1 protein-coding gene is annotated in these 1,537 nt (G+C 37.2%); it reads right to left on the bottom strand.

All coding sequences use genetic code 11. The annotated features are described in order from the left end of the window. Positions 1–111 precede the first annotated feature (111 nt). Positions 112–1,470, bottom strand: a complete 1,359-nt coding sequence (locus tag COD11_RS26295; protein WP_098799807.1) for an IS1182 family transposase — start codon at positions 1,468–1,470, stop codon at positions 112–114. Positions 1,471–1,537: the final 67 nt, after the last annotated feature.

The following is a 1,537-nucleotide window of genomic DNA, read 5'->3' as shown; positions in this document are numbered from 1 at the left end:
TCAGACTGTCGACAAAAAGGGTTTGGAATGTAATACATTCCAAACCCTTTTTGCGATTTTATATTAATTTCGTTCAACTTTTATGAAAAAGAGACTCTTCGAGTCTCTATATTATACTATTACTGGACCTTTCCAAGTCCAGTTGGCCATCTTCTTTAAGTTCATGGCAGCAAAAGTAAGCATCGCCTGCATTGTCAATTTTTTGAGTCCCCTCAAAGTTGTCCAACGCATCCCATGCTTTTCTTTGGCATCCGCAAATACACGTTCAATTGTTTCTTTCCGTTTTGCATATATCGGTTTTACATCTTGATGATGACGTAGATGGTCTGCCTCTTCTACGTATTCTTGCCAGATATGGCGCGTCACCACTTTTTGGTGATCTTTACTCTTTGTACATTGAGCCAATAATGGACACGTTGCGCAAATGTGCTTTGGAGATTTGTACTCTCTATATCCCTCTTTAGTTGTTGTAGAGTATTTCAAGATTTCCCCAGCTGGACATAAGTAACAATCGAAGTGTTCATCATAAACATATTCATGTTTTCGGAAGAATCCATCTTTTGTACGTGGTCTTGTGTAAGGTACTGCTGGAATAATATTGTTTTCTATTAAGTACTTTGTAATCGCTGGAGTCTTATAAGCAGCATCTGCAGCAACAGCATTTGGTTTTCCTATTATCTCGCTTACATCTTCAACCAATGGCTCTAACATTTGACTGTCATGAATATTACCTGGTGTAACATCCACGCCTAATACAAAACCTTTGCGATCTGCTGCTGCGTGAAATGAATAGGCAAACTGTTTTGTGCGTTCGTCTTTAACGTAGTAACCACTTTCTGGATCAGTTGTACTTTCCTTGATTTCTTTTGATTCTGCCTTGTCAAACTTATCTGGTGAAAAAGGCTTTTTCCCATGATCTTCACGATCTTGATTAATCTCTTCTTGAAGACGCTCTTGGTAAGCTCTTGTTTCTTTCCGTACGACCTTCTTTTGAAATTTATGCTTATTAGCACTAGCTTTTACATGAGTAGAATCAATGAATATGTGTTCTGCACTAATAAGGTTTTTCTCGGCAGCACTCTTTAATATACGATAGAATATTTGTTCAAATATATCTGTATCTTTAAATCTACGTTCGTAATTTTTCCCGAAGGTAGAGAAGTGCGGTACTTTATCATGGAAACCATAGCCCAAGAACCATCGATAGGCCATGTTTGTTTGAACCTCTTCAATTGTCTTTCGCATCGAACGAATACCGAAGGTATATTGAATGAAGGTTAGTTTAATCAGAATGACTGGATCAATACTCGGGCGGCCTACTTCAGAATACATATCTTCCACTAAGTCATAAATAAAAGAGAAATCAATCGCAGCCTCTATTTTGCGAACCAAATGGTCCGCTGGTACAAGTTGATCTAAAGCGATCATTTCAATTTGATCTCGTTGTATGGAATTATGTTTCGAAAGCATATTTATCACCTCAAGATTTTCTTAATACAAGTTTAAATTAAAAAAGACTGTAAGCAAACTCAATTTT

Origin of the sequence: Bacillus sp. AFS040349 (assembly GCF_002577655.1) — a bacterium.
Taxonomy (GTDB): Bacteria; Bacillota; Bacilli; order Bacillales; family Bacillaceae; genus Metabacillus.
The sequence above is the reverse complement of the archived record's forward strand: the minus strand, read 5'-3'. Positions and strand labels throughout refer to the sequence as shown.

What these genes read in the sequence shown, in the direction of transcription:
- COD11_RS26295 (WP_098799807.1), bottom strand. Translation starts at nt 1,470, where the DNA reads ATGCTTTCGAAACATAATTCCATACAACGAGATCAAATTGAAATGATC.